Below are 25,879 nucleotides of genomic sequence, written 5' to 3'. Positions count from 1 at the left end.
ATGTGACGACAGCCGCCTGCGCGCAAGTTTTGCCGCCGGCGGCTTTGTTTTGGCGGCGTCGGCCATGTTAGCCTAGCCGTCATTTGGCATATTCGGCCGCGGACGCCTGCGGCCGGCATCGCAGGGGAGAGCATGGAAATCTACCAGTTGCGCACCTTCGTCACCGTGGCCCAGCAAGGCCACCTGACGCAGGCGGCCGAGTTGCTGCATCTGTCGCAGCCGGCGGTGACCGCGCAGATCAAGGCCCTGGAGGAAGAAGTGGGCATGCAGTTGTTCGAGCGCAGCGCCGGCGGCGTCAGCCTGACCCGGGCTGGCCAGGAATTGCTGCCGCAGGCGCAGGGCGTGCTGGCCGCCGCGCGCGACATCATCAACCACGCCAAGCAGTTGAAGGGCCAGTTGTCGGGACAGGCGCGCATCGGCGTGACGCTGATGCCGGACATCCTGAAGCTGGGGCCATGGGTGGCGGCGCTGGCGGACGCCCACCCGCTGCTGGAGGTGAAGCTCACTCATGGCGTATCGGTGGATGTGCTGAACCTGGTGCGCAAGAAGGAGCTGGACGCGGGCTTCTATCTGGGCAAGAACCCCTATATGAACGTCAGCACCGTGCCTTTGCAGATGCTGAATTTCCGCGTCGCCTTGCCGCCGGCCTGGGCGGGGCATGCGGCGGAAGGGAGGCTGAAGGAGCTGGGCAAGTTGCCCTGGGTCGGCATCTCGCAGTTTTCCAGCTTGTCCAAGATCACCGCAGAGTTGTGGCGGGAACTCAATATCTCGCCTAAAAAGGTGGCGGAGAGCGATCACTTGTCTGTAATACTGGAGCTGGTGGCCGCAGGGGTGGGCGCGGCCCTGGTGCGCGAGGAGGACGCGCTGTCCTGGGAGGCCGCCGGGCGCGTCCGGCTGGTGCCTGATCTGCGCAAGAGCGCCGAGCTGCAGTTTGTCTATCCGGCCGACCGGACCGGCGATCCGGTGTTGGAAACCTTGTTGCGCGAGTTGCTGGCGGTCTGGGAGCTTCCCTGTCCGCAAGCGTGAGTCCGGGCGCGCGAGCGCCGTTGAATGAGGAGGCCGCATGGCCAGCTGGATAGTCGGAGCGATGGAAACATATTGCGGCGCGGTGGAGCAGGGGCAGCGCCGCTGGCTGGACGCTCAGCAGGAGGCGTGCAGCTGTTGGCTGTCGTCGATCACGCCGAGCTTCGCCCTGTCGGAAGGGGAGATGGAGCGGCGGATCGATGGCGGTCTGCTGGCGGGCGCCTCGATATGGCAGGCCCAGGCCGACATCCAGCGTGGATTGATGCTGGCCGCCGAGAGGCTGTGGACCGAGATGGGACGCAGCATCGCGCGGCAGCTGCCCGATGACGGGGCGGCGCCGATCGCGGCGGTGCGCCAGGCGCTTGAGGTGGGCTGCGCTTCCGGCGCAGCCTTGTCCACCGCGTCGCGGCAGGCCGGGCATTTTGCCGCCACCAACTTTTCCGGCATTCCGCTGAAAGCCGCCCGCGATGTGAGGCGGGTGCTGCGGCAATCCTGATCCGCGGTCGCCGCGGTTCGCGCAGGCGCATGGTATGCTGACCGCATCTCCCCGTAGAGGGGCATCAGCGGAAAGCGTGCGATGAGAATCCATGGCGCCTGTCACTGCGGCAATATTTCCTTCGAACTCGACTGGCCCGACGGCGCGGCGATCCCCGCTCGACGTTGCGGCTGCGGCTTCTGCCGCAAGCATGGCGGCGTCTGGACCGCCTCTCCCGCCGGCAGGCTGGAGGTGGCGCTGCGCAATCCGCAACGAGTGTCGCATTACCGCTTCGGCACTCGCACCGCCGACTTCCACATCTGTTCCGATTGCGGCGCCGCGCCGCTGGTCACCAGCGAGATCGGCGGCCGCTTGCGCGCCGTGGTCAGCGTCAACGCCTTCGAGACGCCTGGCCTGCCGCTGGGCGATGCGGCCGACGTATCGTTCGATGGCGAGAGCGAAGCGGAGAGGCTGGCGCGGCGCGCCCGCAACTGGATCCCCGATGTCCGCTTCGTCTGATCGCTTTCCCTTTATCCGGCTGGAGGCCTTGCCGGCCGGAGTGCTGGCCGATCTGGCCGCCGGCAGGCAGCCGGCAAGCCTGGGCCGCCGCTGCGAGGAGGGCGCCTTGCCGCCGCCGGAAGTGGCAAGCCGGGCATTGCGCTTGCTGGCGTCAGGCGTGGCCGAGCGTTGGAGCCTGCCCTACGCGATGATCGATGAGCGCGGCGCGATTGTCGGCGCGTGCGGCTTCAAGGGCGCTCCCTGTCTGGGGCTGGTGGAGATCGGTTACGGGGTGGCGCCGCTGCGGCGTGGGCGCGGCATTGCCGCCGCCGCCGTGAGGCTGTTGCTGGAGGAGGCGGTCATCCGCGGCGGCGCGCGCCGGGTGCTGGCGCGGATCAATCCGGATAATGCCGCGTCGTCTCGGGTGGCGGACAAGCTGGGTTTCGTCCGCGGCGAGGTGGCGCTGGACGACGACGGCGAGCCGCTGGCGCAATGGCTGTGGCCGCCTTCTACTGATTTTGCCCATGATGGAGAAGCGCCATGAAGCTGATCGGGATGTTGGATTCCCCTTATGTTCGCCGCGTCGCGGTTTCCCTGCAGTTGCTGGACCTTCCATTCGAACACCATCCCTTATCGGTGTTCAGCGCATTCGACCGGTTCCGGGAGATCAATCCGGTGGTCAAGGCTCCCACGCTGATCTGCGACGACGGCACGGCGCTGATGGATTCCACGCTGATCCTGCAGTACGCGGAGTCGATTTCGCCGGGGCGCAGCCTGCTGCCGTCCGATCCGCAGCGCCTGCTGCGTAGCCTGCGGGTGACCGGGCTGGCGTTGGTGGCGTGCGAGAAGAGCGTGCAGATCGTTTACGAGCGCAAGCTGCGCCCTGAAGACGCGCGCTACCAGCCCTGGCTGGAGCGGATCAGCAGCCAGTTGCTGGCCGCTTACGACGAATTGGAGCGGGAGCTGGCATCCGGCGTGCCGGATATCGGCGGCGGGGCCATTGATCAGGCCTGGCTGAGCACTGCCGTCTCCTGGCACTTCAGCAGGCGGATGACGGCTGACATCGTGCCGGAAGATGAGTATCCGGCGTTGGCCGCCCTGTCCGCGCGAGCGGAGGCGCTGGACGCGTTCCGGGCGGCGCCGTATGGCGATGGCGTGTACCCGGTCCGGTTTTAATGCGCTATCGCCCGCGCGTGCAATCGAAAGCTACGGCTCGATTTCAATGGCCCGGGGCAAAGCCGTGAGGCGCCGCGATGCGTTCACGCTGACTGCGTCCTGAGACAAGGGCAAAATAAAACGCCGCCGCATTTCACAATGCGGCGGCGCCGTCATTGGCGCTTGATGGAATTACTTCTGATGCGCGCTGTCGGCCACGATGCCGCGCACCTTGGCCACGTCGCCGGAGGCCACCGGGCTGGCGGCATTGCCCCAGCTTTGGCGCATGTAGGTGAGCACGTCGGCCACTTCCTGGTCGTTCATCTGCTGGGCGTAGCCCGGCATGCTGTATTCCCAGGCCAGGTGGCGGGTGCGGGCGTTGACGCCGCCTTCCAGCACCACGCGGATCAGCGAGGTGGCGTCGCGCGCCATTACCGCCGAGCTGCCGGCCAGCGCCGGCACCACCTTGTCATGCCCCTGGCCATTGGCCTGGTGGCAGGTGGCGCAGTTCTCGAAGAACAGCGTGGCGCCGGTGCGCACCGGGGCGATGTCGGCCGCGCCCGCGCCCGGCAGGCTCTTCAGATAGACGGCGATCGCCGACAGGTCGGCGGTGTTGATGTGCTGGCTGCTGTAGTGCACCACTTCCGCCATCGGGCCGAAGGCCGCGGTGTAGCGGTTGCGGCCGGTTTGCAGGTATTGCACCAGCTCTTCGGCCGACCAGCCGCCCAGGCCTTCGCGCGCGTCGCCGGTCAGGTTGCCGGCGTACCAGCCGGCCAGCTGCGCGCCGGTCAGGTAGCCGGGCTTCTTCTCGCTCAGCGCCACTTCCTGGAAGGCGACGCCGCGCGGGGTGTGGCAGGTGCCGCAGTGGGCCATGCCCTGCACCAGGTAGGCGCCGCGATTCCACTCGGCGTTCTTGGCGGCGTCAGGCTGGTAGCGGCTGTCGTCGTGGAACATCCAGCGCCACAGCGTCAGCGGCCAGCGCATCGACAGCGGCCAGGGGATGTCGCTGTCGCGGTTGGCCTGTTTCACTGGCTGCACGCCGTACATGAAGTAGGCGTACAGGTCGCGCATATCGTCGTCGTTGATGCGGGCGAACGAGGTGTAGGGCATGGCCGGGTACAGCGAATGGCCTTCCTTGGCCACGCCGCGGCGCAGCGCGCGGGCGAAGTCCTCGTAGCTGTAATTGCCGATGCCGGTTTCCTTGTCCGGCGTGATGTTGGTGGAGTAGATCTTGCCCACCGGGGTATCCATCGGCAGTCCGCCGGCGTTTTCCTTGCCGCCGGGCGCGCTGTGGCAGGCGATGCAGTCCGACACGCGGGCGAGGTAGGCGCCGCGGCGCACGCCCTCGGTGTCGACATGCGCCAGGGCGGCGTTCGCCGCACAGGCCAGAAGGGCCGCGAGGCCCAGGGTTTTCATCAGTTTCATCACGGTGTTCCTGTTAGCTCAGCTCGTTGACGGCGCGCCATGCCTGGTCGATGGCGGCGTGGGTGTACGGGTTCCAGTCGGAGTCGGAGTTGGCGATCGCTACCTTGCCGGCCGGGCGGCGGGCGGTGGCGATGATGCGCTTGGACTCTTCTTCGTCGTCGTACATCGAGTTGAGGAAGTAGGAATAGCCGTGAGACCAGCGGTTGACGGTGATGGCCGCGATGTCGCGGTTGTGGTCGAAGCCGGTGGGGCCGAGGATGCGTTGCAGCTGGCTGCGGATCATGCCCTCGTGCTCGGAGAACGGCATGGACAGCAGTTTGGCGCGGCCCATCTTCCACTGGGTGCGCGGGTCGAGGTTGGAGCCGGCGATGGTGGGCACGTAGACCATGTGCAGGCACATCGGCTCGGACGGTTTGCGCGGGTGTTGGTAGCCGCCCAGGTCCACCGGGTAGTCCATCTTGATGCGGCTGTACGGCATGGACGGACAGTACAGCTCGTGCACGCCCAGCTTCATGAAGCTGTCCCAGTTCTTCAGCACCACCTTGGTGTAGACCAGCGGCGCCTTGACGTTCATCGCCAGCGCCTGTTTCTGGTCGTTTTCCAGTTCCGGCATGATGTGCGGGATCATCATGTTGTAACAGGCCATCACCACGTGGCGGCCCTGCACGCGGTGCAGCCTGCCGCCCTTGTCCAGGTAGCCGACATCCACCGGGCCCTTGGCGTTTTCCACGCGCACCACAGTGCTGTTCAGGCGCAGCCGCACCGGATTTTCCGGCAGGTCCAGCTTGCTGTAGTCGAAGCGGGCCAGCACGATGTCGTTCATGTCCTTGCCCGGCGCCACTTGCGGGATCATCTTGCGCACCAGCAGGCGGGCGATGGACGCGTTGCCGTCCGGGAAGTGGTAGATGTAGGGGTCGCGCAGCTCGGCTTCCGCCTCGGCGCTGATCTTGCCCAGGCCGGCCACGCCGTGGAAGCCCGGCAGATCCAGGTTGCGCGCGTCCAGCGCCGGCAGGCCGTCGATGCCCACCGCCTGGAAGTCGTTGCTGCGCGACTGGAAGAAGCGGATCGCGGTGGCGCTCAGGCCGACGTGGCGGGACAGGTAGGTACTGTAGCTGATCTTGGCGAGATAAGCCTCGCGCTTGTTCTTGGGCATGTCGCCCAGGTAGTCGCGGGTGCTGGTGTGCAGATCGATCAGCGCGTCGCGGTCCTTCTTCGACATCGGGAAGTCGTTGATGAAGTCGCGGATCGGGCGCGCGTTCAGGCGCTTGGGATCGATGTCGTCCGCCACCTGCAGGTAGGGGTCGCCGCCGACTGTCTTGTCCACGCCGAAGTCTTCCTTATTGAAGAACACGCCGCGCGACAGCTTGAGGTCGGGGTAGAAATTGCGGTGGAAGTGGCTGGCCAGGCCATCGATGTCGATGGTCAGTTCCTTCATCAGCGCCAGCGCTTCCTTGCTGAACACATGCTTGGGCGACTGCAGCGATTCGGTGCCGCCGTAGCCCAGCATCAGGCGGTTGCCGACCTTGAACTCGTTGCGCTTGGCGTGGCCGCCGAAGTCGTCGTGGTTGTCCAGGATCAGCACCTTGGCCTGCGGATGTTTCTTGCGATAGTAATGCGCGGCCGCGAGGCCGCTGATGCCGCCGCCTACCACCACCAGGTCGTAATGCTCTTCCACCTTGGCGCCGCCCAGATTGAAAGCGTGGTGGGCGCGGCCCAGTTTGTGCGCGTTTTCGAAGGAGCCGTCATGGTTGCCGCGCAATCCTGTGAGCGAAGGCGGATAGTAGCTGGCGCTGATCTGTCGGGGTGCGGCACGGAGGATTTCCAGCGGAGTGAGCCCGGCAGCCACCGTCAGCGCGAAACCGTTTAGGAAGTCTCGTCGGGTAATGGACATGGCTTTTCCTGTGTTGTTGTTGGCATAAACCAGCAGCCTCTGCGTGCTGTCTGGCGTTCCATTATAACAAATTGTAAATATAGTTAATTTTTATGCCGTGGAAATGGCGGGCGGGGCGGGGAAATGGACAAGCCCGGCGGGGCCGGGCTTGGAAAGGCGGGGGATGGCAACGCGGCGGCGGGATCAGGCCTGGACGATTTTCTTCTTCAGCAGGCCCAGCGCCAATGCCGTGACGAGGGTGCCGGCAGCCAGCGCCGCCAGATAGCTGGCCAGGTGCTCCACCGCGTTGGGAATGGGCAGCACGAACACGCCGCCGTGCGGCACTTTCAGCTCCACGCCCATGGTCATCGAGATGGCGCCGGCCAGCGCCGAGCCGGCCATCAAGGCCGGAATCACCCGGAAGGGATCGCGAGCGGCGAAGGGGATGGCGCCCTCGCTGATGAAGGCCAGGCCCAGCACCGCGGCGGCCTTGCCGGCCTCGTGCTCGTCGACGGTGAAACGGTCGCGGAACAATCGGGTGGCCAGCGCGATGCCCAGCGGCGGCGTCATGCCGGCGGCCATCACCGCCGCCATCGGCGTGTAGACCTGGCTGGCGATCAGGCCGGTGGCGAAGGCGTAGGCCGCCTTGTTGACCGGGCCGCCCATGTCGAAGGCCATCATCGCGCCCAGGAGCGCGCCCAGGGCCAGCGCGCTGCTGCCCTGCATGCCCTTCAGCGCCTCGGTCAGCGCCGCCAGCACGGCGGCTACCGGCTGGCCCACCACGTAGATCATGAGCAGGCCGGTCAGCAGCGAGCCCAGCACCGGCAGGATCAGCACCGGCTTCAGGCCGTCCAGATGCTGGCCCAGTTTGATCCGGCGGTTCAGCTCCCGCGTGCCGTAGCCGGCGATGAAGCCGGCGACGATGCCGCCGAGAAAGCCCGAACCCAGGCTGGCGGCCAGCATGCCGCCCACCATGCCGGGGGCGATGCCGGGGCGGTCGGCGACGGAGTAGGCGATGTAGCCGGCCAGTATCGGCACCATCAGCGCGAAGGCGGACTTGGCGCCGATCTGGAACAGCGACCAGGCCAGCGTGCCCTTGTGCGCGTCGTCGAAGGCGTAGATGCCGCCCAACGCGAAGGCCAGCGCGATCAGGATGCCGCCGGCGGTGACGAAGGGCAGCATGAAGGACACGCCGGTCATCAGGTGGCGGTAAGGGCCGTCCTTGGCTTTTTCCTGGCTGGCGGTCTTGGCCGCGGCCGAGCTTGCGCCTTCCCATGGCCGCGCTTCTTCGATGGCGCGGCGGATCAGCGCCTTGCCATCGCCGATGGCGGCCTTGGTGCCGCTCTTGAACAGCCGCTTGCCGGCGAAGCGGTCCAGCTGCACCTGAGTGTCGGCGGCGATCACCACCAGATCGGCGGCGGCGATTTCGGCGTCGGTCAGCGCGTCCTGCGCGCCGACCGAGCCCTGGGTTTCCACCCGCATCGCGTGGCCCAGCGCCTTGGCGCCCTGGACCAGCCCCTCGGCCGCCATGAAGGTGTGGGCGATGCCGGTGGGGCAGCCGGTGATGGCGACAATGCTGAGGGCGCGCTCGGCCGCCGCCGAGCCGTCCAGCTGTGCGGCCGGATCGGCCAATACCGCGTCCAGCGTGGCGCGGCGCACGGGACGCTGCCCGGCGCGGCCGTCGTCGGGACAGTCCACCAGCAGGATCTGGCTGGAGGCTTGTAGGATGCCGGCGTCCAGCGCCGGCTGGCCGTCGATCTCGATGTCTATCCGCTTGCCTTGCCGCTGGGCGGCCTGGCGCAGCGCTTCGGCGGCCAGCCTGGCCTGGGTGCTGCGCTCTCCCGCGCGGATGATGGCGACGATGCTCATGTGTTTCCCCTGTTTCTCAGCGGGCGCGGCTCAAGCCGCGTCCAGGGTTTGCAGGCTGACGGCGGCGGCCAGCTCTCGTATCTGTTGTTCCGGCGGCAGGTGGGGGCCGACGCGCTGCAGCTTGGCGGCGGCGAAGGCCACCGCCAGCCTCAGGCTGTCGGCGGCGTCCAGTTCCTGGCTTTTGGCGGCGGCGAGGCCGGCCACCAGCGCGTCGCCGGCGCCGACGGTGCTCAGCGGCCGCTGCGGCGGCAGGCTGGCCAGCAGCGCGGCGTCGGCGTCCACCAGCAGCGCGCCCTGTTCGCCCAGCGATACCACCACCCGGCCGACGCCCATCCGCTGCAGGCCGCGCGCGCAGCGGACCACGTCGTCCAGGGCGGGCAGCGGGTGGCCGGCCCATTGCGCCAACTCCTCGCGGTTGGGTTTCACGCAGTCGGGCAGCGCCTCCGGCGGATTGGCCAGCATGGCGGCCAGCGGCGAGCCGCTGCTGTCCGCCAGCACCCAGGCGCCTTGCCGCTTCAGTTGGGCGCACAGCCGCGCCAGCGCGTCGCGCGGCAGGCCGGGCGGCAGGCTGCCGGCCAGCACCGCCAGATCGCCGGCGCCGACCTGGGCGAGGCCGGAGGCCAGCGCGGCCAGTTCGGCCTCGCCGGTCTCCGGGCCGGGCAGATTGATGTCGGTGGTGGCGCCGGTTTCCAGATCGGCCAATTTGATGTTGACGCGGCTGGCGCCGGCCACCCGTTGCATGCGGTCGTCGATGCGCTTGTCGGCGAACAGCTGCTCGAACGGGCCGCTGTTGTCGCGGCCGAGCAGGCCGTGGACATGGACCGGCAGGCCCCAGTCGGCCAGGCAGGAGGCGACGTTGACGCCCTTGCCGCCGGCGTTGACGTGGGCGGCGCGCGCCAGGTTGACGCTGCCCGCCCGCAGCGCGTCCAGGGTCACGGTCTGGTCCAGCGCCGGATTGGGGGTGACGGTGTGGATGGCGCCGCTCATGCCAGCGCCTCCAGCAATTGCCGCACTTCCTCGGCGCTGTCGCAGGCGAGTGCTTGCTCCGCCAGCTCCCGCAGCCTGGCGTGGCTGTGGCGGCGCAGCGTCGCCTTCACCGCGGCGATGTCGTGCGGGCTCATCGACAATTCGTCCACGCCCAGTCCCGCCAGCACCGCCGCGCCTTGCGGATCGCCGGCGATGCCGCCGCAGACGCCCACCCAGCGCTGGTGCGCCGCCGCGCCTTGCACGGTCTGGCGGATCAGCCTCAGCACGGCCGGGTGCAGGCTGTCGGCCTCGGCGGCCAGCTCGGGGTGCTGGCGGTCCATCGCCAGCGCGTATTGGGTCAAGTCGTTGGTACCGATGGAGAAGAAGTCGACATAGGGGGCGAACTGGTCGGCCAGCAGCGCGGCGGCCGGCACTTCCACCATGATGCCGATCGGCACCGGCGGCGCGTCCAGCTCCTTGCGCACGCCTTCGCACAGGCCCTTGAGGCGGGTGATCTCCTTCAGCGAGCTGATCATCGGGAACATGATGGACAGCGGCTTGCCGGCCTTCGCGGCGCGATACAGCGCGCGCAGCTGCGGCTCCAGCAGCTCGCGGCGGCTCAGCAGCAGCCGCGCGCCGCGCATGCCGAGGAAGGGATTGTCCTCATGTGGCAGGTTCAGGTAGGGCACCTGCTTGTCGCCGCCGATGTCCAGCGCGCGGACGATCAGCGGCCGGCCTTGCAGCGCCTGCTGCATCGCCAGATAGGTTTTCAGCTGTTCTTCCTCGTCCGGCGCGGCGTCGCGCTCCAGGAACAGGAACTCGGTGCGCATCAGGCCCACGCCCTCGGCGCCGGCCTCCAGCGCGGCGGCGGCCTGGTCCGGGCGATTGATGTTGGCGGCGATCTCTATGCGTTTGCCGTCGGCGGTCTGGCCCGGTTGCTGCCGCTCCGCCTGCTGCTTCTGCTGGTCTTCCCGCTGGCGCTGCTGCCAGGCGCGGGCGGAGGCGAGGTCGGCGTCGCTGGGGTTCAGGTATAGCCGGCCGGCGTCGCCGTCCAGGATGGCGGGGCTGCCGTCGGCCACATCCAGCAGCGCCGGGCCGGCGGCCACCAGCGCCGGCAGGCCCAGCGTGCGCGCCAGGATGGCGGTGTGGGCGGTGGGGCCGCCGTGGGCGGTGGCCAGGCCCTTGACGCGGGCGAGGTCCAGGCTGGCGGTGTCCGACGGCGCGAGATCGGCGGCCAGCAGCAGGGTGTCGGGGCCGAACTCGGCCGGCGCATGGCCTTGCAGCGCCGGGTCCAGCTGGAACAGCACCCGGCGGCCGACGTCGCGCAGGTCGGCGGCGCGGGCGGCCAGCAGAGGATTGCCCAGCGCGGAGATTTTCTCCGCCAGCCGCTCCACCGCCTGGTGCCACGACCACTCGACGCCATGGCCGGCCACCATCAGCTGGCAGCTGAGCGTGATCAGGTCGGTGTCGTTCAACAGCTCGGCCTGGGCGCGGAAGATGCCGGCTTCGCCGGCGCCCAGCGTCGCCTGGGTGGCGTCGGCCAGTTCGGCCAGCTGCTTGCGGGTGGCGGCCAGCGCCTCGTGCAGCCGGTCGCCGCCCTCGGCCAGGCTGATCGGCCGGTCTGGCACGTGCAGCTGGTGGCTGGCGAGGATGCGCGCGGTGCCGATGGCGAGGCCTGGGCTGGCGGCGATGCCGGGCAGGGAGATCAAGGGGCCGGCGGGTTGCCAGCCGGCGGTTTTGCGCGCGCCGGCGGCGCGCTGGGCGGCGATGGCGGCGGCGGTCTGCTCGGCCAGGCTGGCCTCGCGCATCGCTTTGAGCAGCTGGCGCACGCCGTCCTCGGCTTGCGGGCCGCGCGCGGACACGGCGACGAGGTCGCCCTGGCGCAGGCCCAGCTGTAGCAGCGAGATCAGGTTTTTGGCGTCGGCTACGCGGCCGCCGTGGCGCACTTGCAGCTGGGCGGGGCTGCGGCGCGCGGCCTCCACCCACAACGCGGCGGGGCGGGCGTGCAGGCCATTGGGGTAATCGAGCCGCCATTCATCGCAGGCGTCCAGGTCCTGCGCCTCGGCGTCCGGCGGCGGGTTTTCCGGCGCTTGCTCCAGCGCGGCGATCAGGTCGGCGCTGTTCTCGGTGGAGAACAGCGGCAGCAGCCGGGTCTCGTCCTGCAGCAGCCGGGTCAGCTGGCGCAGCATCACCAGGTGGTCGTCGGAGCGCGCGGCGATCGCGCACAGCAGGTGGGTGTGCTGGCCGGGGTTCCATTCCAGCCCGGCTGGAATCTGCAGGATGGCGACGCCGGTGCGCAGCACCATCGCGCGGTCTTCCACCATGCCGTGGGGAATGGCGATGCCGTTGCCCAGGTAGGTGTTGGCCACCGCCTCGCGGCGCAGCAGGCTGTCTATGTAGTCGGGCGCGATGCAGCCGGCGTCGGCCAGCATGCGGCCCGCCTCGCGGATGGCGGCCTCTTTGCCGGCGGGCTGGCAGCCCAGGCGTATCAGTTGCGGAGTGAGCAGGGCGTCGGACACGGCTTACCTCGTTTTTGGGCTCGATATGGCTGGCATTGAAAACGATTACATTTTTCCTGTCAATCAGACAGAACTGGTTAAAATCAAACTTGTGGCGCAATCCGGATAACTGTCGCTATTCTGCGCTTGCCAGCGGGTGTGCGCTGGCGCAACATCGCTTCCGTTAATTGAAAACGATTTCCAAAAAATGACTACCAGCATCAAGGATGTCGCGCTGCTGGCCGGCGTGTCGGTGGCCACCGTGTCGCGCGTGCTGGGCAACGGCCCGGTCAGCGCCGCGCTGCGCGCCAAGGTGGAGGCCGCCGTCGCCCAGAGCGGCTATCGGCCCAACCTGTCGGCGCGCCGGCTGCGTTCGCAGGCCTCTCGCACCATAGGCCTGATCGTGTCGGACATCCGCAATCCTTTTTTCACTTCGGTCAGCCGGGCGGTGGAGGATGTCGCCTATCGGGCCGGCATGCGGGTGATTCTGTGCAACACCGATGAGAATCCGGACAAGGAGGCGATGTACCTCAGGCTGATGCAAGAGGAGAGGGTGAGCGGGGTGATTTTCGCCGCTACCCGCGCCACTGCCGATTCGCTGGACGTCGCCGGTCTGGGCTTCCCTGTGGTGATGATAGACCGCGCGGGTCCCGCTGCCCGCTGCGACGCGGTGCTGCTGGACAACCGGACAGCGGCCGCGCAACTGGTCGAGCATTTGCTGGGCCGCGGCTATCGCCGCATCGGCGGCCTGTTCGGCAATACCAGCAGCACCGGCGCCGAGCGCCACGCGGGTTTTGTAGAGGCAATGCGGGGGGCGGGCCTGCCGGCGGCGGCGCGCTTCGTCGCGCCCAGCGCCGAGGCGGCTCAGGCCGCGGCTTCAGCGTGGCTGCGGGAGGCGGACGCGCCGGAGGCGTTGATCGCCAGCAACGGCTTGCTGCTGTTGGGCGCGGTGAAGGCAGTGCGCGAGGCTGGCATCGCGGTGCCGGGCCAACTGGCGCTGGCCGGCTTTGACAACGACAGCTGGACCGAACTGGCCGATCCCGGCATGACGGTGATCGAGCAGCCGGTCGACGAGATCGGCCGCGCAGCGATGGAAATGCTGCTGGAGCGGCTTGAGCGGCCGGAACGGCCGCTGCGCAAGGTGGTGCTGGCGGGCCGGCTGGTGGAGCGCGGCTCCAGCCAGCGTCGCGGCTGAGACGCGCCGCGTTCAGCGTATCGGGCCGGTGAGCCGGGTGACGGTATCGTCCTTGACGATGAAGTGGTGCCACACGGCGGCGGCGGCGTGCAGGATGCTCAGCCACAGCAAGACATTGCCCAGCAGTTCGTGCAGCTCCTTCAGGCTCTTGCCCAGCTCCGGGCTATTGGGCATGAAGGAGGGCAGGCCGAGGCCGAACAGAGCCACTTCGCCGCCCTTGGCCTGAATGAAGGCGATGCCCAGGATGGGCAGCGCCAGCATCAGCGCGTATAGCGCCCAGTGCCCGGCATGGGCCAGCAGCTTCATCAGCGGGCTGGGCGCGGGAGAAATGCCGGGCGGCGGATTGCCCAAGCGCCAGGCCAGCCGCGGCAGCACCAGCAGCAGGACGATCAGCCCGGCCTGAACATGGGCGTAGCCCAGGCCGCTGCGGACCGGGTCGCCCTTGGGAACGTTGCCTTTCAGCTCGATGAAGACCAGCGCGGCGATCACCGCCAGCGCGCACAGCCAGTGCAGCGCGCGGGCGACTTTGCCGTAACTGTGGGAGGTATTGCGCAACATGTCGGCTCCTTTAGTTTTGATTGGAACATGTTGCAAGCTTAGCCGGCCTAGCTTAAACCGGCCTTAATCCATTTCAAGAGGAGGGGAAAGCGCCGCTGCGCTCGGCGTCGCGGATCACGCCCTGCTTGTCGGTCGGCCGCCAGCCTTCCGGCTTCAGCACCTTGCCGTCGGCGCGGCGCACCACCTTGCCGTCCACGCATTTGCGCAGATTGGCGTCGTGTATCGCTTCGCACATCGCTTCCAGCGGCAAACCCTGCGACAGCAGCAGCCCGCACACCACATTGAGCACGTCCACCGCCTCGGCTGTCAGCTCGGCGCGGCTTTGCAGCTGCTGTTCCGGGGATTGCGCCGGCAGCGCGCGGTAGTCGGCCAGCGCTTGTTTGAGCTCGTCCAGCTCTTCATCCAGCATGGTTTGCCACATCGCCAGCTGTTCGGGCTGATATTCGGGACGGGAGGGGGAGGGGATGTCGAAGCGCCGCATGAAATCGCGGCGCATCCGGAACAGGTCGCTCATCGATAGACTCCTTTTGATGCATATATTGTGGAGTCTATCGATTAAATCATCAACATATTGTGATTATTGCGCCTGCAGCGCCGCCAGCGCCTGGAAGTAGTCCGGGAAGGTCTTGGCCACGCAGTTGGGGTCGTTGATGATGACCGGCACGCCCAGCAGCGAAACCAGCGAGAAGCACATCGCCATCCGGTGGTCGTCGTAGGTGTCGATCTGTGCGTTCGGCGTCAGAGCGGCCGGCGGGGTGACGCGGATGTAGTCCGGACCTTCCTCCACCGTCGCGCCCACCTTGCGCAGCTCGGTCGCCATCGCCGACAGGCGGTCGGTTTCCTTCACCCGCCAGCTGGCGATGTTGCGCAGCGTGGTGGTGCCGTCGGCGGCCAGCGCGGCCACGGCCAGCGTCATCGCCGCGTCCGGGATGTGATTGCAATCGAGATCGATAGCCTTGAGCTTGCCCTCGGCGCGGGCCTCGATCCAGTTGTCGCCGCGGCGCACTGTCGTGCCCATCAATTCCAGCGCCTCGGCGAAGCGCACGTCGCCCTGGATGCTGGCTTCGCCCACGCCTTCCACCCGCACCGGCCCGCCGGCCAGCGCGCCGGCCGCCAGGAAGTAGGACGCGCTGGAGGCGTCGCCTTCGACATAAATCTCTCCCGGCGAGATGTAGTGCTGGCCGCCCGGAATGATGAAACGCTGCCAGCCGTCGCGCTCGACGCGCACACCGAAGCGCGCCATCAGGTTGAGCGTGATTTCGATGTAGGGCTTGGAGATCAGCTCGCCCATCACCTCGATTTCGGACGCTTGGCCGGTCAGCGGCAGCGCCATCAGGAGCGCGGTGAGGAACTGGCTGGAAACGTTGCCCTTCACCTGGATGGGCCTGGCGCAGCGCACGTCGGCTGGGGAGATGGCCAGCGGCGGGTAGCCCGGCTGGCCGAGGTAGGCGATGCTGGCGCCGGCGGCGTTCAGCGCGTCCACCAGGTCGCCGATCGGCCGTTCATGCATGCGCGGCACGCCGGACAGCTGGTAGCTGCCGCCCATCAGCGCCAGCGCCGCGGTCAGCGGGCGGAAGGCGGTGCCGGCGTTGCCCAGGAACAACTCGGCGTTTTTCACCGGGAAGGGGCCGCCGCAGCCGTGGACGCGGAAATCGCGGCTGTCGCCTTGTTGTTCTATCTTCACGCCCAGCAGTTTCAGCGCGCTCAGCATGTGGCGGATGTCGTCGGAATCCAGCAGGTCGCGGACCATGGTGCTGCCGCCTGACAGCGCCGCCAGCAGCAGCGTGCGGTTGGAAATGCTCTTGGAGCCGGGCAGCTTGATGGAGCCGCCGAGGCGGACGCAGGGGGAGAGGTGCAGTTGTTCCATTGAGTGTCGCGCTTGTGTTTTCGGAATGGCGTTGCTTGATGCGTAAGGGACACTGTACCCGCCGCGCACGGCTGCGCGCAAATGGTGCGGCACCACACCATGCCACACCACTTGGGTTACAATGCGCGGTTTGGCCGGCCTGCGGCTGTCGCGACGCGCGGCGGTATCGGCAGGGTCTTGGCAGAATGCAACAGGATCAGATTCCGATGACAGTTCCGGTGATTACCATCGACGGCCCGTCCGCTTCGGGCAAGGGCACGGTGGCGGCCCAGGTCGCCGCGCGCCTCGCCTTCCATTATCTCGACTCGGGCTCGCTGTACCGGCTGCTGGCGCTCCACGCGCGCCGCCGCGGCATCGCCTGGGACGACGAGCCGGCGCTGGCCGAGGCCGCTGCCGGCTTGCCGGTGGAGTTTTCCGACGGCGCGGTGTGGCTGGAAGGCAACGACGCCAGCCAGGACATCCGCGCCGAGGAAATCGGCATCGGCGCGTCCAAGGTGGGCGCGCTGCCGGCGGTGCGCGCCGCGCTATTGCAGCGCCAGCGCGATTTTCGCGAATCGCCGGGCCTGGTGACGGATGGCCGCGACATGGGTTCGGTAGTGTTTCCGGACGCCATGTTGAAGATATTTCTGACCGCCAGCGCAGAGGAAAGAGCGAGTCGCCGTCATAAGCAGTTGATCGGCAAGGGGGAATCTGCTAACCTCGCCCAGATTATGCAGGACATTATCGATCGGGACGCGCGAGACGAGGCCCGGCCGGTAGCGCCGCTGCGCCAGGAGCCGGACGCCTTTTTGCTCGATACCACGGAGCTGACCATAGACCAGGCGGTCGACAAGGTCCTCGTGTGGTTTGAGGAAAAACAGGTTTCCGGCCATTGATTTTTTTAAGCGCGGGTTTTGCTGCATTGCAAAATCGGCGTGTGTTCAACCCTAACCCCGCAAGCCGCAAGGCCTGCAACCGAGAGTACGCTTGATGACTACCCTCTCCATGGAAAACTTCGCTCAACTGTTCGAGGAAAGCCTCACCCTGCACGATATGCGCGTGGGCGAAGTGATCACTGCTGAAGTCGTGGCAGTTGATTCCAACTTTGTAACCGTGAACGCAGGCCTCAAGTCCGAGTCCCTGATTCCGGCTGAAGAATTCAAGAACGACCAAGGCGTCGTTGAAGTTGCCATCGGCGACTTCGTTACCGTCGCTATCGACGCGCTGGAAAACGGCTTCGGCGAAACCAAGCTGTCCCGCGAAAAAGCCAAGCGCATGGCCGCTTGGGTTGAGCTGGAAGAAGCTCTGGAAGCCGGCACCATCCTGTCCGGCCTGATCAGCGGCAAGGTCAAGGGCGGCCTGACCGTCATGGTCAACGGCATCCGCGCCTTCCTGCCGGGTTCCCTGGTTGACGTGCGTCCGGTGAAAGACACCACCCCGTACGAAAACAAGCAGATCGAGTTCAAGGTTATCAAGCTGGATCGCAAGCGCAACAACGTCGTGGTTTCCCGCCGCTCGGTGCTGGAAGAAACCCTGGGCGAAGAGCGCAAGGCACTGCTGGAAACCCTGAAAGAGGGCGCAGTCATCAAGGGTATCGTCAAGAACATCACCGACTACGGTGCGTTCGTTGACCTGGGCGGCATCGATGGCCTGCTGCACATCACCGACCTGGCATGGCGCCGCGTGAAGCACCCGTCCGAAGTTCTGGCGGTGGGCGACGAAGTGGAAGCCAAGGTACTGAAGTTCGACCAAGAGAAGAACCGCGTATCCCTGGGCCTGAAGCAACTGGGCGAAGATCCGTGGGTGGGCCTGTCCCGCCGCTACCCGTCCGGCACCCGTCTGTTCGGCAAGGTCACCAACCTGACCGACTACGGCGCGTTCGTGGAAATCGAACAAGGCATCGAAGGCCTGGTGCACGTGTCCGAAATGGACTGGACCAACAAGAACGTACACCCGTCCAAGGTGGTTCAAGTTGGCGACGAAGTGGAAGTCATGATCCTGGAAATCGACGAAGACCGTCGTCGTATCTCCCTGGGCATGAAGCAGTGCCTGGCCAACCCGTGGAACGAGTTTGCCGACAACTTCCACAAGGGCGACAAGCTGAAGGGCGCGATCAAGTCCATCACCGACTTCGGCGTGTTCGTTGGCCTGCCGGGCGGCATCGACGGCCTGGTTCACCTGTCCGACCTGTCCTGGAACGAAGCTGGCGAAGAAGCTGTGCGCAAGTTCAAGAAGGGCGACGAGGTTGACGCCGTTGTTCTGTCCATCGACGTGGAAAAAGAACGCATCTCCCTGGGCATCAAGCAGCTGGAAGGCGATCCGTTCAACAACTTCGTTGCGATGAACGACAAGGGCGCCCTGGTGAAGGGTACCGTGAAGTCCGTTGACGCCAAGGGTGCGGTTATCGCTCTGGACACCGACGTTGAAGGCTACCTGCGCGCTTCCGAACTGTCCCGCGACCGCGTGGAAGACGCTCGCTCCATCCTGAAGGATGGCGATGCCGTCGAGGCCGTGATCGTTGCCGTGGACCGCAAGTCCCGCAACATCAGCCTGTCCATCAAGGCTAAGGACGCTCAAGAAGACAACGCCGCTCTGAAGAACCTGGCTGTTGACAGCGCCTCCGCCGGCACCACCAACCTGGGTGCCCTGCTGAAGGCCAAACTGTCCGGTTCCAACGAGTAATAGCGTCATGACCAAGTCTGAGCTGATCGCGAGGCTGTCTGAACGACTGGCCGAGCGCAATTCTCAGTTGGTCTACAAAGATGCTGAGTTGGCCGTCAAGACCATTCTGGACGCGATGGCCAACAACCTGGCGCAGGGAAGCCGCATCGAGATTCGCGGGTTCGGTAGCTTCGATCTGAACTACCGTCCGCCGCGGGTCGGCCGCAACCCGAAGTCGGGCACCAGCGTCTCGGTTCCTGAGAAATACGTGCCTCATTTCAAGGCCGGCAAGGAACTGCGCGAGCGCGTGGACTTGTCCCTTGTGGAACAGACCCAGGCCTGATCGCAGTTTTATCGGTCTACATGCTAAAAAGCGTCGCATATGCGGCGCTTTTTTCGTATTCGCGCCGCTTGAGCGGCTTGGGTTGCGGCGGGCTATCGTTTAGAATTGCACTCCGGCAAACTCATTGAGCGATCCCATGCGATATTTGTTGCGCATCGTCGAACTGGCCCTGTTGTTGCTGCTGGTCGCCGTCACCGTGCAGAACAGCCACTCAGTCGAATTCAAACTGTTCTTCGGCCAATCATGGTCGGCTCCGTTCATCGTGTTCCTGCTGCTGTTCTTCGTCGTCGGCGCCGTCGTCGGCCTGCTGGCCACCTTCAGTTTCTACCTGAAAACCCGCCGCGAGCTGTCGCAGTTGAAAAAAGAACTGCGCAATCGGCCTCCCGCCGGCAAGGTGGTCAACGATCCCAGCGACGCCATCGCCGATTGAGCTTGTCTTCACGGGGCATGGCCTTGACCCCGTTCTATCATCCCGAAAGGATTGCTGTTGGAACTCGATTTGTGGTGGCTGCTGCTGTTTCCAGCCTTTTTCGGCCTGGGCTGGTTCGCGGCCCGGGTGGATATGCGCACCGTGTTGAAGCAGGCGAAGTCGGTGCCGATTTCCTATTTCCGCGGCCTGGACGCGCTGGTGGAAGACAAGACCGACGTCGCGGCCCAGGCGTTGGCCGAAGTGGCGCGCCAGCAGGGCTCGGCGCTTGAGTTGCAGCACATCCTCGGCAAGCTGTACCGCAAGCGCGGCGAGAACGACCGCGCGATCCGCCTGCATCAGCAGATGCTGGATTCTTCCGATTTGCCGGGCGAGCAGCGCGATCTGGTGCGCAACGAGCTGGCGCAGGATTTCCGCAAGGCCGGTCTGGTGGATCGGGCGGAAGAAATCCTGCTCAAGCTCTTGAACGGCAATATGGCGCTGGCGGCGCGACGCCAGCTGCTGGACATCTATCAGCAGGATCGCGACTGGCAGAAGGCGATCGAGACCGCGCGCGAGCTGCGCAGCGACGCGCATTCGTTCCAGCACGAGGTCGCGCAGTTCTACTGCGAGTTGGCGCAGGGAGAGCTGTACAAGTCCGATCACAGCCAGGCCAGGCAATACGTGGCCGAGGCGCTGGCGGCCAACCGCAAGTGCGTGCGCGCCAGCCTGATCCTGGGCGACATCGAATTCGCTGAAGGCAATCTGGAGGCGGCCATCGCCGCCTGGCAAAACATAGAGAAACAGAACTACGAATACCTGGCGATGGCGGCCGAGCGCCTGTTCGACGCTTACGAAAAGCTGGGGCGTCCGCAGGAGGGCATCGCATTGCTGCGCGGTTATCAGCGCACCTTCCCGCAACTGGAGCTGACCGACCTCTTGTACCAGAAGATCGCCACCTATGATGGCGAGGCCAAGGCGCTGGACGGCGTGCGCGAAGCGGTGCATGCCCGTCCCAGCCTGGCCGGCGTGTACCGGATGATAGAAGCGCAGATGGACGAGCTGTCGCCGGAAGGGCGGATGGATGCCGAGGTGGCGCGCGCGCTGATCCTCAAGCATTCCCAGCGCCTCAGCGTGCACCGCTGCAAGTGCTGCAACTTCCGTTCGCGCGCCTTCTTCTGGCATTGCCCGGCCTGCGGCGAGTGGGAAAGCTTCACCGCCAACCGCTCGGAAAACTGAATCACGCGGCGCGTGGCTGCTTGAACGGCGCGCGCCGTTGCAATACTGAATGATGGAGCATCGATGAATCCCCTGATCGCACAGAGCGAGAGCCGGACGACGTCCCCGGTGGTGGTGGCGTTGGATTTCGCCGACGCGGATGGCGCATTGGCTTTCGCCAGCCGGCTGGACCCGGCGGAGTGCCGGCTGAAGGTGGGCAAGGAGCTGTTCACCTCCAGCGGCCGCCATCTGGTCGAGTCGCTGGCCGCGCGCGGTTTCCAGGTTTTCCTGGACATGAAATTCCACGACATCCCCAATACCGTCGCCCATGCCTGCAAGGCCGCGGCCGAGTCCGGTGTGTGGATGGTCAACGTCCACGCCTCCGGCGGCCGCCGGATGATGGAGGCCGCGCGCGAGGCGCTGGCCGCTTACAGCCAGCGCCCGCTGCTGATCGCGGTGACGGTGCTGACCAGCATGGAAGCGTCGGATCTGGCCGAGGTCGGCATCGATGTTCCGCCGCAGCAACACGTGCTGCGCCTGGCCACGCTGACCCGCGATTGCGGCCTGGACGGCGTGGTGTGCTCGGCGCAGGAGGCTTCCATGCTGAAGCAGGCGCTGGGCGGCGATTTCAAGCTGGTGACGCCCGGCATCCGCCTGGCCGACAGCGCTGGCGACGATCAGCGCCGCGTGATGACGCCGACCGCCGCCCTGGCCGCTGGTTCCGATTATCTGGTGATCGGCCGTCCGATCACCCGTGCCGCCGATCCGCTGGCCGCGCTGCGCGCCATCAATCAAGACATTTCCGTATTTCTGGGTAAACAATCATGAAAATCACGATAATTGGCTCGGGCTATGTCGGCCTGGTGACCGGCACCTGCTTGGCCGAGACCGGCTACCACGTCTGCTGCCTGGACGTGGATCCGCGCAAGATCGAAATTCTGCAAAGCGGCGGCATCCCTATTTTCGAGCCGGGCCTGGAAGACATGGTGAAGCGCAACGTGGCCGCCGGCCGTCTGCATTTCACCACTGATGTGGCGGCTTCGGTCGCCTTCGGCGAAGTGCAGTTCATCGCCGTCGGCACGCCGCCGGACGAGGACGGCTCCGCCGATCTGCAGTATGTGCTGGCGGCGGCGCGCAACATCGCCCGCCATATGACCGGCTACCGCGTGGTGGTGGACAAGTCCACTGTGCCGGTTGGCACGGCTGACAAGGTGCGCGCGGCCATCGCCGACGAGCTGGCGCAGCGCGGTGTCGACTTGCCGTTCAGCGTGGTGTCCAATCCGGAATTCCTGAAAGAAGGCGCGGCGATCGAAGATTTCATGCGGCCTGACCGCGTGGTGATCGGCGTCGATGACGACCGTGCGGCCGAGATCATGCGCCGCCTGTACAAGCCGTTTCAGCGCAGCCACGAGCGCGTGCTGCTGATGGACGTGCGCTCGGCCGAACTGACCAAGTACGCGGCCAATGCGATGCTGGCCACCCGCATCTCGTTCATGAACGAGCTGGCCAATCTGGCCGAGACCATGGGCGCAGACATCGAGCAGGTGCGCCAAGGCATGGGCTCCGATCCGCGCATCGGCTACCACTTCCTGTACCCGGGCGTAGGCTACGGCGGCTCCTGCTTCCCCAAAGACGTCAAGGCGCTGGTGCAGACCGCCAAGGAAAACGGCCATACGCTGCGCGTGCTGACCGCGGTGGAAGAGGCCAACGAGGTGCAGAAGCTGCGCCTGGTCGAGAAAGTGGTTTCCCGTTTCGGCGAGGATCTGTCCGGCCGTCGTCTCGCATTGTGGGGTCTGGCGTTCAAGCCCAATACCGATGACATGCGCGAGGCGCCCAGCCGCGTGATCGTCGAGGAGCTGACCCGCCGCGGCGCCGAGATCGTCGCCTTCGATCCGGTGGCGGCGCACGAGGCGCGGCGGGTGATGTCCGGCGTCAACGGCGTGGCGTTCGCCGACGACATGATGCAGGCGCTGCAAGGCGCGGACGCGCTGTTGATCGTGACCGAGTGGAAGATGTTCCGCGCGCCGGATTTCGAGGCGATCCGCCGCAGCCTGAAGCAGCCGCTGATTTTCGACGGCCGCAATATGTACGACCCGGCCTGGCTGCGCGAACAGGGCTTTGATTACCACGCCATCGGCCGTTGAGGTAAGCCATGAGTCTGATGCAAACCCTGGGACTGAAGCCCGCCACGCTGGCTTCCGCTCTGGCCAGGGCCAAGGTGCTGGTGGTGGGGGACGTGATGCTGGACCGCTACTGGTTCGGCGATGTATCGCGCATTTCGCCCGAGGCGCCGGTTCCGGTCGCCAAGATCGGCCGCAGCGAAGAGCGGGCAGGCGGCGCCGCCAACGTGGCGCGCAATATCGCCGGCCTGGGCGGCAGGGCCACCATTTTGTCGGTGGTCGGTGACGACGAGGCGGCGGACGCGCTGGAGAGACTGTTGAAGGCCGATGGCATCGTCACCTCGTTCAAGCGCGATTCCAACATCGCCACCACGGTGAAGCTGAGAGTGGTGGCGCGCCAGCAGCAGTTGATCCGGCTGGACTTCGAAGACGCGCCCAGCCATGAAATCCTGGCCGGCAAACTGGAAGAGTTCGCCGACATCGTCGCCGCGCACGACGTGGTGATCCTGTCCGATTACGGCAAGGGCGGCCTGACCCATGTGGCCGAGATGATCCAGCTGGCCCGCGCCGCCGGCAAACCGGTGCTGATCGACCCCAAGGGCGACGATTACAGCAAATACGCCGGCGCCACGCTGCTGACGCCCAACCGCAGCGAGTTCCGCCAGGTGGCGGGCGGCTGGAAGGACGAGGCCAGCCTGACCGCCAAGGCGCAGGCGCTGCGCGCCGAGCTGAATCTGGACGCGTTGTTGGTGACGCGCAGCGAAGAGGGCATGACGCTGTTCCGCGCCGACGGCGCGCTGCATCAGCCGACTTTCGCGCGAGAGGTCTATGACGTGTCCGGCGCCGGCGATACCGTGATCGGCACGCTGGGCCTGGCGCTGGCCGCCGGCCAGCCGCTGCCGGTGGCGATGAACCTGGCCAATGCCGCCGCCGGCGTGGTGGTGGGCAAGCTGGGCACCGCCGTGTGTTCGCAACAGGAACTGTTTGCCTTGTAAGCCGGCGCGCCGGCGGGAGACGCAATGACGAAGCTGACCGCGCAACAAATTGAAGAGGTGCTGGCCTTCTGGTTCGAGGCCAGCGACGACGAGGCCTTGGGCCGGCCGCGCGAGGCCTGGTTCCGGCGCGACGACGCTTTCGACGCCGAGATCCGCCGCCGTTTCCTGCCCTTGTGGCAGGCGCTGGCGGCCGGCGAGCTGGCCATCGACGCCGGCGACGCCCGCGCGGCGCTGGCCTGGCTGATCGTGGCCGATCAATTCCCTCGCAATCTGTTCCGCGGAGAGGCTAAGGCGTTCTCCAGCGACGAGAAGGCGAGAGAGGGCGCGCGGTCGGCCGTCGGCCAAAGGCTGGAGCAGACGCTGCCGCCGGTGGCGCGGGTTTTCTTCTACCTGCCGTTCGAGCATAGCGAGGACATGGCTGACCAGCGGCGGTCGCTGGAGCTGTTCGCCGCGTTGGACGCTGTCCTGCCTGGCTCCAATTATCTGGATTTCGCGCAGCGGCATGAGCGGGTAGTCGCCGAGTTCGGCCGCTTTCCGCATCGCAACGCGGCGCTGGGCAGAATCAGCTCGCCGGCCGAGCAGTCCTATCTGGCTCAGCCGGGCGCGGGCTTCTGAATTTCATCCGGACCCGAGGGTCCGCAGCAGAACTAAGGATCGACACATGACTATCGTCGTCACCGGAGCCGCCGGCTTCATCGGTTCCAACCTGGTCAAGGGTTTGAACCAGCGCGGCATCACCGACATCATCGCCGTAGACAACCTCAGCAGCGGCGACAAATTCCACAATCTGGTCGATTGCGAGATTTCGCATTACCTCGACAAGCACGAATTCCTGCACCTGCTGCTGGACGGCGAATACGAGGGCGAGCTGGCCGCCATTCTGCACCAGGGCGCGTGCTCCGACACGATGAACCACGACGGCAAGTACATGATGGACAACAACTACCAGTACACGCTGGCGTTGTTCGACTATTGCCAGCACGAGGAAATCCAGTTCTTGTACGCGTCCAGCGCGGCCACCTACGGCAAGGGCACGGTGTTCAAGGAAGAGCGCCAGTACGAAGGCCCGTTGAACGTTTACGGCTATTCCAAATTCCTGTTCGACCAGGTGCTGCGCCAACGGATGAAGGAGGGACTGAGCGCCCAGGCGGCGGGCTTCCGCTACTTCAACGTCTATGGCCCGCGCGAGCAACACAAGGGCCGCATGGCTTCCGTCGCCTTCCATCATTTCAATCAGTACCGCGAGCACGGCAAGGTCAAGCTGTTCGGCGGCTGGGACGGCTGGGACAACGGCATGCAGAGCCGCGACTTCGTGTCGGTGGAGGACGTGGTCAAGGTCAACCTGCATTTCCTGGACCATCCGGAGAAGAGCGGGATCTTCAACCTGGGCAGCGGCCGTTCGCAGCCGTTCAACGACGTGGCGGAAGCCACCGTCAACGCCTGCCGCCGCCATGAGGGCAAGCCGGCGCTGACGCTGGCCGAAATGATCGCGCAGGGCATCGTCGAATACATCGACTTCCCGGACGCGTTGAAAGGCAAGTACCAGAGCTTCACCCAGGCCGATATCGCGCGGCTGCGCGAGGCGGGTTACGGCGAGGCCATGCTGTCGGTGGCCGAGGGTGTGGACCGCTACGTCGATTGGCTGATCAGCCGCCAGGGTTGATCGCCTGGGCAGTGATGAAAGCCGCGCCATCTATAAAGATGACGCGGCTTTTGTCGTTTCAGCGTCCGGTGTTTTCCTGCTCCAGCCGCATGCGGGCCCGGGCATCGCGTTCGGCCAGCAGCATCTGGTTTTGCAGCGTGTCGGCGACAAAATCGATATGCCGCTCCGCCGCCAATTGCGCGGCGTCGGGCTGGCGATCGCGTATCGCCTGCCAGATCGACAGATGCTGCTCGCGCAGCGCCTCCGCCACTTCGCCGACGGCGAACAGATTGGCGATATTGTCCTTCACATGCCGCTGCAGCATGGCCAGCAGGCTGCCGGACAGATGGGCGAACAGCACATTGTGGGAAGCTTCGGCCACGGCCTGATGGAATTCGACATCGGCCTGCGCCTGCTCGGCCAGATCGCCGCTGCGATAGGCTTGCTGCAGCCGCTCCACGCAGCGCCGCAGCCGCTCCACGTCGGCCGGCGTCGCCCGGCTGGCGGCGCAGCGCGCCACCGTGCCTTCCAGCACGCGGCGGAATTCCAGCAGATCGCTGTGCAGCTCTTCGTGCTGGTTCAGCAGCTTTTCCCAAGGGTCGGAAAACGCCGTTTCCAGCCGGTCCGTCACCCAGGTGCCGCCGCCCTGGCGGCTGGACAACAGGCCGCGCGACGCCAGTTGCTGGATCGCTTCGCGCAGCGATGGCCGCGACACGCCGAACTCCTCGGCCAATTGTCTTTCCGGCGGCAACCGGTCGCCGGGTTTGAGCACGCCGTCGAGTATGCGTTTTTCCAGTTGCTGCACGATCATGTCGGACAGTTTGGGCAGGGTTACTTTGGGATAGGCCATGTGATGGAGAAATTGGTCTGACCGGATGACCGAGCATAGCACACAGCAATGCCGACAAATGCTGATTTTCCTGATTCACTGTGTCAGCAATGTCATGAGAATCAAGAGTGGAAAAATATTTTCGCATTTCGCTAAACTTTCGCCGCAAACCCAGGATAAGACTGTTATGTCGATTTCATAATCCTGGAGGGCGGTATGGTTGCAGTGGTGACAGGCGCGGGGCTGGGTTTGCACAACGGTTCGCTGGCGGCGCTGGGCGCGCCAGG

The 25,879-nt window shown here is 66.1% G+C and carries 26 protein-coding genes; 16 read left to right on the top strand and 10 right to left on the bottom strand.

All coding sequences use genetic code 11. The annotated features are described in order from the left end of the window. Nucleotides 1-132 precede the first annotated feature (132 nt). The 5 genes from VA599_RS23175 (at nt 133) to VA599_RS23155 (ending at nt 3,172) form a co-directional block, all read left to right on the top strand. A complete protein-coding gene (locus VA599_RS23175) occupies nt 133-1,026 on the top strand; it encodes a LysR family transcriptional regulator (protein ID WP_346790851.1) in 894 nt (297 codons plus the stop codon). 37 nt (nt 1,027-1,063) lie between these two features. Continuing rightward, nucleotides 1,064-1,519: a hypothetical protein gene (locus tag VA599_RS23170; protein WP_021475709.1), complete on the top strand. Its 456-nt coding sequence runs from the start codon at nt 1,064-1,066 to the stop codon at nt 1,517-1,519. Nucleotides 1,520-1,600: 81 nt separating this feature from the next. Further along, nucleotides 1,601-2,017 carry a GFA family protein gene (locus VA599_RS23165; RefSeq protein ID WP_021475708.1) on the top strand — a complete coding sequence of 139 codons (417 nt, stop codon included), beginning with the start codon at nt 1,601-1,603 and terminating at the stop codon, nt 2,015-2,017. After that, on the top strand, nt 2,001-2,540 hold the full coding sequence (locus VA599_RS23160) for a GNAT family N-acetyltransferase (protein WP_021475707.1): 540 nt from the start codon (nt 2,001-2,003) through the stop codon (nt 2,538-2,540). Before VA599_RS23165 ends, VA599_RS23160 begins: the two co-directional genes overlap by 17 nt. Beyond that, complete coding sequence (locus VA599_RS23155) at nt 2,537-3,172, top strand: glutathione S-transferase (RefSeq protein WP_021475706.1); 636 nt, start codon at nt 2,537-2,539, stop codon at nt 3,170-3,172. Before VA599_RS23160 ends, VA599_RS23155 begins: the two co-directional genes overlap by 4 nt. Before the next feature lie 171 nt (nt 3,173-3,343). Here the strand turns inward: VA599_RS23155 and VA599_RS23150 are convergent, their stop codons facing one another. From VA599_RS23150 to ptsP, 5 genes are all read right to left on the bottom strand, one after another. Beyond that, nucleotides 3,344-4,576 carry a c-type cytochrome gene (locus VA599_RS23150; RefSeq protein WP_346790848.1) on the bottom strand — a complete coding sequence of 411 codons (1,233 nt, stop codon included), beginning with the start codon at nt 4,574-4,576 and terminating at the stop codon, nt 3,344-3,346. A 13-nt stretch (nt 4,577-4,589) separates the two neighbouring features. After that, complete coding sequence (locus VA599_RS23145; RefSeq protein ID WP_021475704.1) at nt 4,590-6,467, bottom strand: NAD(P)-binding protein; 1,878 nt, start codon at nt 6,465-6,467, stop codon at nt 4,590-4,592. Between the two features lie 183 nt (nt 6,468-6,650). Beyond that, nucleotides 6,651-8,315, bottom strand: a complete 1,665-nt coding sequence (locus VA599_RS23140) for a PTS fructose transporter subunit IIC (RefSeq protein WP_346790846.1) — start codon at nt 8,313-8,315, stop codon at nt 6,651-6,653. Between the two features lie 30 nt (nt 8,316-8,345). After that, entirely contained in the window at nt 8,346-9,302 is a 957-nt protein-coding gene (gene pfkB / locus VA599_RS23135; RefSeq protein ID WP_346790845.1) for a 1-phosphofructokinase, read from the bottom strand. Continuing rightward, a complete protein-coding gene (gene ptsP, locus VA599_RS23130; protein ID WP_104947599.1) occupies nt 9,299-11,800 on the bottom strand; it encodes a phosphoenolpyruvate--protein phosphotransferase in 2,502 nt (833 codons plus the stop codon). The genes pfkB and ptsP overlap by 4 nt, the downstream gene beginning before the upstream one ends. 187 nt (nt 11,801-11,987) lie before the next feature. Here ptsP and VA599_RS23125 point away from each other — a divergent pair, with 187 nt between their 5' ends. Beyond that, on the top strand, nt 11,988-12,974 hold the full coding sequence (locus VA599_RS23125) for a LacI family DNA-binding transcriptional regulator (protein WP_346790844.1): 987 nt from the start codon (nt 11,988-11,990) through the stop codon (nt 12,972-12,974). A 12-nt stretch (nt 12,975-12,986) separates the two neighbouring features. On the opposite strand, the gene VA599_RS23120 is transcribed toward VA599_RS23125, so the two are convergent. The 3 genes from VA599_RS23120 to aroA form a co-directional block, all read right to left on the bottom strand. After that, nucleotides 12,987-13,532, bottom strand: a complete 546-nt coding sequence (locus VA599_RS23120) for a cytochrome b (RefSeq protein ID WP_346790843.1) — start codon at nt 13,530-13,532, stop codon at nt 12,987-12,989. 73 nt (nt 13,533-13,605) lie between these two features. Further along, complete coding sequence (locus VA599_RS23115; protein WP_346790842.1) at nt 13,606-14,046, bottom strand: pyrophosphohydrolase domain-containing protein; 441 nt, start codon at nt 14,044-14,046, stop codon at nt 13,606-13,608. Between the two features lie 63 nt (nt 14,047-14,109). Continuing rightward, a complete protein-coding gene (aroA, locus tag VA599_RS23110; protein ID WP_346790841.1) occupies nt 14,110-15,399 on the bottom strand; it encodes a 3-phosphoshikimate 1-carboxyvinyltransferase in 1,290 nt (429 codons plus the stop codon). A 206-nt stretch (nt 15,400-15,605) separates the two neighbouring features. Between aroA and cmk the strand changes: the two genes are divergently transcribed. The 10 genes from cmk to rfaD all read left to right on the top strand — a co-directional run bounded on the left by cmk (nt 15,606) and on the right by rfaD (nt 24,784). Further along, nucleotides 15,606-16,274: a (d)CMP kinase gene (cmk, locus tag VA599_RS23105; RefSeq protein WP_346790840.1), complete on the top strand. Its 669-nt coding sequence runs from the start codon at nt 15,606-15,608 to the stop codon at nt 16,272-16,274. Nucleotides 16,275-16,368: 94 nt separating this feature from the next. Beyond that, nucleotides 16,369-18,060 (top strand): 30S ribosomal protein S1, encoded by a 1,692-nt coding sequence (gene rpsA / locus VA599_RS23100; protein ID WP_031296567.1) that lies wholly within the window; start codon nt 16,369-16,371, stop codon nt 18,058-18,060. 7 nt (nt 18,061-18,067) lie between these two features. Continuing rightward, complete coding sequence (locus VA599_RS23095) at nt 18,068-18,382, top strand: integration host factor subunit beta (protein WP_021477774.1); 315 nt, start codon at nt 18,068-18,070, stop codon at nt 18,380-18,382. 136 nt (nt 18,383-18,518) lie between these two features. Then, complete coding sequence (locus tag VA599_RS23090; RefSeq protein WP_021477775.1) at nt 18,519-18,812, top strand: LapA family protein; 294 nt, start codon at nt 18,519-18,521, stop codon at nt 18,810-18,812. A 57-nt stretch (nt 18,813-18,869) separates the two neighbouring features. Then, nucleotides 18,870-20,027: a lipopolysaccharide assembly protein LapB gene (gene lapB / locus VA599_RS23085; protein WP_021477776.1), complete on the top strand. Its 1,158-nt coding sequence runs from the start codon at nt 18,870-18,872 to the stop codon at nt 20,025-20,027. Between the two features lie 63 nt (nt 20,028-20,090). Then, nucleotides 20,091-20,834: an orotidine-5'-phosphate decarboxylase gene (gene pyrF, locus VA599_RS23080; RefSeq protein WP_346790838.1), complete on the top strand. Its 744-nt coding sequence runs from the start codon at nt 20,091-20,093 to the stop codon at nt 20,832-20,834. Continuing rightward, nucleotides 20,831-22,150, top strand: a complete 1,320-nt coding sequence (locus VA599_RS23075; protein WP_346790837.1) for a UDP-glucose dehydrogenase family protein — start codon at nt 20,831-20,833, stop codon at nt 22,148-22,150. Before pyrF ends, VA599_RS23075 begins: the two co-directional genes overlap by 4 nt. Nucleotides 22,151-22,158: 8 nt before the next feature. Beyond that, on the top strand, nt 22,159-23,121 hold the full coding sequence (rfaE1, locus tag VA599_RS23070) for a D-glycero-beta-D-manno-heptose-7-phosphate kinase (RefSeq protein ID WP_346790836.1): 963 nt from the start codon (nt 22,159-22,161) through the stop codon (nt 23,119-23,121). 24 nt (nt 23,122-23,145) lie between these two features. Next, complete coding sequence (locus VA599_RS23065; RefSeq protein WP_346790834.1) at nt 23,146-23,736, top strand: DUF924 family protein; 591 nt, start codon at nt 23,146-23,148, stop codon at nt 23,734-23,736. Between the two features lie 46 nt (nt 23,737-23,782). Continuing rightward, nucleotides 23,783-24,784, top strand: a complete 1,002-nt coding sequence (gene rfaD / locus VA599_RS23060) for an ADP-glyceromanno-heptose 6-epimerase (protein ID WP_346790833.1) — start codon at nt 23,783-23,785, stop codon at nt 24,782-24,784. 58 nt (nt 24,785-24,842) lie between these two features. Here rfaD and VA599_RS23055 read toward each other — a convergent pair whose 3' ends face one another. After that, nucleotides 24,843-25,613: an FCD domain-containing protein gene (locus VA599_RS23055; RefSeq protein WP_346790831.1), complete on the bottom strand. Its 771-nt coding sequence runs from the start codon at nt 25,611-25,613 to the stop codon at nt 24,843-24,845. Between the two features lie 75 nt (nt 25,614-25,688). After that, nucleotides 25,689-25,879 (bottom strand): hypothetical protein (locus VA599_RS23050; protein ID WP_346790830.1); only part of this gene is annotated, 191 nt, incomplete at its 5' end.

It is taken from the genome of Chromobacterium indicum (genome assembly GCF_039708975.1).
Taxonomy (GTDB): domain Bacteria; phylum Pseudomonadota; class Gammaproteobacteria; order Burkholderiales; family Chromobacteriaceae; genus Chromobacterium; species Chromobacterium piscinae.
The sequence above is the reverse complement of the archived record's forward strand: the minus strand, read 5'-3'. Positions and strand labels throughout refer to the sequence as shown.